7 protein-coding genes are annotated in these 6,660 nt (G+C 70.6%); all 7 read right to left on the reverse strand.

Annotation, left to right across the window (positions count from 1 at the left end; all coding sequences use genetic code 11):
* Positions 1–73: 73 nt before the first annotated feature.
* Positions 74–616 (reverse strand): adenine phosphoribosyltransferase, encoded by a 543-nt coding sequence (locus ACWGH4_RS28070; protein ID WP_441265301.1) that lies wholly within the window; start codon positions 614–616, stop codon positions 74–76.
* Positions 616–1,716 (reverse strand): protein translocase subunit SecF, encoded by a 1,101-nt coding sequence (secF, locus tag ACWGH4_RS28075; RefSeq protein ID WP_453465860.1) that lies wholly within the window; start codon positions 1,714–1,716, stop codon positions 616–618. Before secF ends, ACWGH4_RS28070 begins: the two co-directional genes overlap by 1 nt.
* Before the next feature lies 1 nt (position 1,717).
* Positions 1,718–3,499: a protein translocase subunit SecD gene (gene secD / locus ACWGH4_RS28080; protein WP_441265303.1), complete on the reverse strand. Its 1,782-nt coding sequence runs from the start codon at positions 3,497–3,499 to the stop codon at positions 1,718–1,720.
* Between the two features lie 152 nt (positions 3,500–3,651).
* Entirely contained in the window at positions 3,652–4,128 is a 477-nt protein-coding gene (gene yajC / locus ACWGH4_RS28085) for a preprotein translocase subunit YajC (RefSeq protein ID WP_441265304.1), read from the reverse strand.
* A 162-nt stretch (positions 4,129–4,290) separates the two neighbouring features.
* On the reverse strand, positions 4,291–5,361 hold the full coding sequence (ruvB, locus tag ACWGH4_RS28090; protein ID WP_441265305.1) for a Holliday junction branch migration DNA helicase RuvB: 1,071 nt from the start codon (positions 5,359–5,361) through the stop codon (positions 4,291–4,293).
* 61 nt (positions 5,362–5,422) lie between these two features.
* Positions 5,423–6,031, reverse strand: a complete 609-nt coding sequence (ruvA, locus tag ACWGH4_RS28095; RefSeq protein WP_441265306.1) for a Holliday junction branch migration protein RuvA — start codon at positions 6,029–6,031, stop codon at positions 5,423–5,425.
* Positions 6,028–6,570: a crossover junction endodeoxyribonuclease RuvC gene (gene ruvC / locus ACWGH4_RS28100; protein WP_441265307.1), complete on the reverse strand. Its 543-nt coding sequence runs from the start codon at positions 6,568–6,570 to the stop codon at positions 6,028–6,030. Before ruvC ends, ruvA begins: the two co-directional genes overlap by 4 nt.
* Positions 6,571–6,660: the final 90 nt, after the last annotated feature.

The raw sequence follows: 6,660 nt of genomic DNA on the forward strand, positions 1-6,660 counted from the left end.
CGGTTGTTCCCGGGTGCCCGTCTCGGCGGGTGAGCGCTCCTGGCTGTCGGTGAATCCCCAGCTCAATGGCCCGTCAGATGGTGATCAGGGCCTCCAGCGGGGCGCCGGCGAGCGCCGGCTCTAGCCGGGCCCTGCCGCCGAGGAATCCCAGCTCCATCAGGACCGCGACGCCTGCGACCTCGGCTCCGGCCCGGCGGATCAGCTCGAGGGACGCCTCCGCCGTGCCGCCGGTGGCGAGGACGTCGTCGATGACCATGACGCGGTCACCCGCGCTGAGGTCCTCGGCGTGCACCTCGATCTCGGCGGTGCCGTACTCCAGCTCGTACACCTGGGAGAGCGTCGCCCCGGGGAGCTTGCCCGCCTTGCGGACCGGGATGAATCCCATTCCGGCGCGGACGGCGACCGGCGCGGCCAGGATGAAGCCGCGGGCCTCCAGGCCCACGATCTTCGTCGCGCCGTGCCGGACGCAGAACTCCGTGAACGCCTCGGTCAGCGCCGTGAAGGCGACCGGGTCCGCGAGCAGCGGCGTGATGTCCTTGAACATCACCCCCGGCTTCGGATAGTCGGCGACGTCACGGATGCGGCTGAGCAGCAGCTCCTGGGTGCTGAGCGTCATCAGCGCCTGCCCGAGGGACGGCCGCGGCCACGGCCGCGGGGTCCGACGACCGCGCCGGCGGGCGCCGCGCCGTCCGGCACCGCGTCGTCCGGCGCCTCGCCCTGCTGGTCCTCGCCGGTTTCGCCCCTGGCCTCCGCGGCCGCGCGCTTGGCGAGCACCCGCTTCTTCAGGGCCTTCATCTGCGGGTCGCGTTCCTTGAGGTCTGCGACGAGCGGAGTGGCGATGAAGATCGAGGAGTAGGCACCGGCCGCGAGGCCGACGAACAGCGACAGCGAGATGTCGTTGAGCATGCCGGCGCCGAGGAAGCCGCCGCCGATGAACAGCAGGCCGGCGACCGGCAGCAGCGCGACGACCGTGGTGTTGATGGAACGCACCAAGGTGCTGTTGATGCTGCGGTTGGCGATCTCGCTGTAGGTGAAGCGGGTCTGCTTGGTGATGTCCTTCTGGCCTTCCTTGAGGCTGTCGAAGACGACCACCGTGTCGTACAGCGAGTAACCGAGGATGGTCAGCAGACCGATGACCGTACCGACGGTGACCTCGAACCCGACGAGCGCGTAGATGCCGACCGTGATGGTGATGTCGTGGATCAGCGCGACCAGGGCCGCCACGGCCATCCGCCACTCGAAGGCGATGGCCAGGTAGATCACGACCAGGAGCATGAAGACGCCGAGGCCGGTCCAGGCCTTGTTGGCGATCTGCTCACCCCAGCTGGGGCCGACGAGGTCGGCGTTGATGCTGGCGGCCTCGATGTTCAGGGCCTTGGCGAGCTCCGCCTGGACGCGGTCGGCCTCGGCCGTGTCCACGCCGCTGATCTGGATCCGCAGACCGCCGGTGCCCAGCTCCTGGACGATCGGGATGTGGTCGGAGATCTCCTCGGCCACTTCCGTGGCCTGGCTGACGCTCACGTCCGCCTTCGGGGTCGTGAAGACGGCTCCGCCCTTGAACTCGATGCCCATGTTGAGGCCCTGGACGGCGAGGGCGACGATCGCGGTGATCGTGATCAGGATGGAGACGCCGTACCAGACCTTGCGCTTGCCGACGAAGTCGTAACCGACCTCGCCCTGGTAGAGCCTGGCGCCGAGATTGCCGAGTCGCGACATCTCACGCCTCCTTCGGTTCGGTCGTCGGGGCGGTGGTACGGCGCGAACGGCGCAGCGGCGGCTTGGCGCCGAGCCGCTTCGGGTCGAGTCCGGACCACGGGTGGCCGCTGGCGAAGAACTTCCGGCGGGCCATGAGCGTCATCACCGGCTTGGTGAAGAAGAAGACCACGACCACGTCGAGCAGGGTGGTCAGACCCAGCGTGAACGCGAAGCCCTGGACCTTTCCGACGGTGACGACGAACAGCACCGCGGCGGCGAGGAACGACACGAAGTCGGAGACCAGGACGGTGCGACGGGCGCGCGGCCAGGCGCGCTCGACGGCGGGCCGCAGGGTGCGTCCTTCCCGGATCTCGTCACGGATGCGTTCGAAGTAGACGATGAACGAGTCGGCGGTGATTCCGATGGCGACGATGGCACCGCAGACCGCCGGCAGGTTCAGCGCGAAGCCGATGGCGGGGCCGAGCAGCGTCATGATCGTGTACGTGAGGATCGCGGAGACGCCGAGGCTGAGCAGAGCGATCAGCGACAGGCCGCGGTAGTAGACGACCAGGTAGATGACGACCAGGGCGAGGCCGATCGCACCGGCGATCAGACCGGCCTTGAGCTGCTCGCCGCCGAGTGCGGCCGTGACGGTGGTGACGCTGTCCTCTTCGAAGGACAGCGGCAGCGCGCCGTAGGACAGGATGTTGCCCAGGTTCTGGGCGGAGTCCTGGTCGAAGTTGCCGGTGATCTCGGCGCTGGCGCTCAGGGTCTGGTTGACCTGCGGGGCCGAGACCACTTCGCCGTCGAGGACGATGGCGAACTGGTTCATCGGGGGCTGCTGCTGCGAGAGCCGGCTGGTGATCGTCTGGAACTTCTTGGCACCGGCCTCGGTGAAGTCCATCGTGACGATCCACATGCCGCGCTGCTGGTCGAGCTGGCCCTTGGCGTCGTCGACGTCCTTGCCGTTCACCTCGGCGGGACCGAGGATGTACTTCTCCCACTGGCCGGCGCTGTTCTTGCCACAGGCGACGGTCGGCTCGGTCGGCTTGACGTTGTCGCCGAGCGTGCCGCGGGCCTTGTCGTCGGTGCAGTCCAACGTGGTGAACTGCTTCTCCAGCGCCGCGGTGGCCGGGTCGGCCGACGGCGTCGGCACGGGGCTCTCACCGGGCTTGGGGCTCTCGGACGCCTTGGGCGATCCGGACCCCGACGGGCTGGGGGTGGCGGCCGGGGCCTTGAGGCCCTCGGTGACCGCGCGGCCCTGGGTGGTGGCACTGGGCGACGGCGTGCCGGACGGGGAACCGGACGGCGGGGTGGCCGTCTCCTTGTCCTTGTCGTCCTTGGCCGCACCGCCGGCCGAGGCGCTCGGCGAGGGCTCGGGGGCGGCCGGGCCGCCGGCGGCGACCGTCAGAACGGGCCGGAAGAACAGCTGGGCGGTCGTACCGACCTGCTCACGGGCCTGCTCGGAGTTCGTGCCCTTGGGGATGTTCACAATGATGTGACTGTTGCCCTGGGTCTGAACCTCGGCCTCGGAGACGCCGAGACCGTTGACACGGCGCTCGATGATGCCGACCGCGGTGTTCATGTTGGTCTCGTTGACCGCGTTCTCCTGGCCAGGCTGGTTCTTGGCCTCGAGCGTGATGGTCGTACCGCCCGCCAGATCGATGCCCAGACGCGGCGTGAGCTGACCGGCCCAGAACATCCCGCCCGTGAGCGCGACCATGGCGATCAGGATCAGAGCCAGGGCACGCCCCGGCTTGCCCTGAGCCCCCGCGGGCCTTCGGCCCCTGTTCGGTGCTGCCACCTTCTCGTTTCTCCCTGTCCAACCGCCCACGGCGCAGGGTGTGCGCCCGGGGCGGCCACGAAGTGTTGTGGGGGCCTGCCCCCGCGATCAGTCGGCACGCCCGGGGGACCGCACGGGCGCCTGCCGGCGCCACCGCGGTCCCCGAATCGTGGCTACTTCGCGTCGGCCTCGCCGTCGGCCTTGCCGTCCTTCGGCTCGGCGCCGTCCTTCTCGGCCGTTTCGCCGTCCTCGGTCTTCTCGGTCTTCTTGCCGAGGTCGAGCTTGGCGTCGTCCGCGGGCTGGTCCGCGTCGTCGGCGGTCAGCGAGGAGGCGTCGTCGGGAACGACGTCGGTGTCGGCCGAAGGGTCGTCGCCGTGGACGATGCGGTTGTACTCCTCGTCGGAGAGCACGGCACCGATCGCGTTCTTCGCGAAGACCAGGTGGACACCGGGAGCGGCTTCGAGGAGGACCGTGTCGTCATTGACCTCCTTGACGGTGGCGTAGAGGCCACCGATGGTCCGCACGCCGGTTCCGGGCTGCATCTGGTCGCGCATGTTGGCGGCCGCCTGCTGCTTCTTCTTGGCGGAGCGGGTCATCAGGAACATGGCCCCGATGAGCACGATGAAAGGGAGGAGGGTCAAGATATCCACGGGGGAATTCCTTCGCATGACCGCGCTGTGTGAGCGGCCGATCTACGGGGGTGGGCACGCCGACCTGTACGGGCGGCATCGGCGGAGTCTAAGCGAGTCCGCATCGATGGAACAACGCCCAGCATCCCACCGTGGTTCCTGGGCGTGCGAGTCTCCTCGCCGTCACGTCCCGAACAGACCCTGTTGTCCGCTTGCGCCCTGCGCCTGCTGGGGCGGGGTCAGCCCGAGGTGTGTCCACGCCGCGGGCGTGGCCACCCGGCCACGGGGAGTACGGGCCAGCAGTCCCTCCCTCACGAGGAACGGTTCTGCGACCTCCTCGACGGTCTCCCGCTCCTCCCCCACGGCCACCGCCAGCGTCGACAGGCCGACGGGCCCGCCGCCGAACAGCTTGAGCAGAGCCTGGAGCACGGCCCGGTCGAGGCGGTCCAGACCGCGGGTGTCGACCTCGTACACCTGCAGTGCCGCGGCGGCCACCTCGCGGTCGACCCGGCCGTCGGCCTCGACCTGCGCGTAGTCGCGCACACGACGCAGCAGGCGGTTGGCGATACGGGGCGTGCCGCGGGAACGGCCGGCGATCTCCGCGGCGCCGTCGGGGTCGATCTCGACGTCGAGGAGCTGCGCGGACCGGTGGATGACGCGCTCGAGCTCGACCGGCTCGTAGAACTCCATGTGCCCGGTGAAGCCGAACCTGTCCCGGAGCGGCGGCGGCAGCAGGCCCGCCCTGGTGGTGGCCCCGACCAGGGTGAACGGCGGCAGCTCGAGCGGGATGGCGGTGGCGCCGGGGCCCTTGCCGACGATGACGTCGACCCGGAAGTCCTCCATCGCCATGTACAGCATCTCCTCGGCGGGCCGCGACATCCGGTGGATCTCGTCGAGGAAGAGGACCTCACCCTCCTGGAGGGAGGAGAGGATGGCCGCCAGGTCGCCCGCGTGCTGGATGGCGGGGCCGGAGGTGATGCGGATCGGCGCGTTCATCTCGGACGCGATGATCATCGACAGGGTGGTCTTGCCGAGGCCCGGCGCGCCGGAGAGAAGGACATGGTCCGCCGTGGCGCCGCGCTGCCGGGCGGCCCGCAGGACGAGGTCCAGCTGCTGGCGGACGCGTTCCTGGCCGACGAACTCGTCGAGCGTCTTCGGCCGAAGGGCCGCCTCGACGGCACTGTCCTCGGTGTCGGCGGAGGGCGCGACCAGCCGGGCGTCCGCGGCGGTGGTGGTCTCGTCTTCCCAGTTCACGTGTGTCTGCCTTCTCGGTGGGGGGTGGGGCGGTCAGGGGAGGCGGCCCCTCTCGGACAGGTCACCGCGTCCGGCTCAGCGACTGGAGCGCCGCCCGCAGCAGCGGGCCCACCTCCGGGGCCGCCCCCATCGCCTCCGCCTGCGGCGCCACCGCGGCGACCGCCTCGTCCGCCTCCCGGGTGGCATAGCCGAGGCCGATCAGCGCGGCGTGCAGCTGGTCGCGCCACGAGTGGCTGACCGGGGCGCCGACGGCGGGGCCGGAGCCGAGCGGCTCGCCCAGCCGGTCCTTCAGCTCGAGCAGCAGCTTCTGCGCGCCCTTCTTGCCGATACCCGGCACCGCGGTGAGCGCCTTCTCGTCGCCGGTGGCGACGGCGATCCGCAGCGCGTCGGGGCTGTGCACGGCGAGCATGGCCTGCGCCAGCCTCGGTCCGACGCCGCTCGCCGTCTGCAGCAGCTCGAACACCTGACGCTCGTCGTCGTCGGCGAAGCCGTACAGCGTGAGCGAGTCCTCACGGACGACGAGCGAGGTGGCGAGCTTCGCGTCCTGACCGATCCGCAGCTCGGAGAGGGTGTTCGGGGTGCACTGGACGGCCATGCCGATGCCGCCGACCTCGATCACCGCGGTGGTCGGTGCGAGCGCGGCGACGGGGCCGCTCACGAAGGCGATCATGCGGTACGTCCTTTCGATGCGTACGTCGTGCGGTGCGCGGCGACGGCTTGCTGGAGGCGGTTCTGCGCGGGGGCGCGCCAGATGTGGCAGATGGCGAGCGCGAGGGCGTCCGCGGCGTCGGCCGGCCTGGGCGGCGCGTCGAGCCGCAGCAGCCGGGTCACCATCGCGCCGACCTGCGCCTTGTCGGCCCGGCCGCTGCCGGTGACGGCGGCCTTGACCTCGCTGGGCGTGTGGAGGGCCACGGGGATGCCGCGCCGTGACGCGCACAGCATGGCGACGGCGCTGGCCTGGGCGGTGCCCATCACCGTGCGCACATTGTGCTGGCTGAACACCCGCTCCACGGCCACGAATTCGGGCCGGTGCTCGTCGAGCCACTGCTCGATGCCCTGCTCGATGGCGACGAGCCGGGCGCCCAGCTCGGCGTCCGGCGGGGTCCGCACGACTCCGACTCCGCGCATCGTCAGCGGACGGCCCGCGACGCCTTCCACCACGCCCACGCCGCACCGGGTCAGCCCCGGGTCCACGCCCAGTACGCGCACGCGCCCCTCCCATCGTTCATCTGTTTGTGCAGGCTATCGGCTGCCACCGACAGAGCACGGACGGGCCGACGGGATCGTGTCCCGTCGGCC

It is taken from the genome of Streptomyces sp. NPDC054847 (genome assembly GCF_053610925.1).

What these genes read in the sequence shown, in the direction of transcription:
- secF (WP_453465860.1), bottom strand. Translation starts at nt 1,716, where the DNA reads ATGTCGCGACTCGGCAATCTCGGCGCCAGGCTCTACCAGGGCGAGGTC.
- ruvA (WP_441265306.1), bottom strand. Translation starts at nt 6,031, where the DNA reads ATGATCGCCTTCGTGAGCGGCCCCGTCGCCGCGCTCGCACCGACCACC.
- ACWGH4_RS28070 (WP_441265301.1), bottom strand. Translation starts at nt 616, where the DNA reads ATGACGCTCAGCACCCAGGAGCTGCTGCTCAGCCGCATCCGTGACGTC.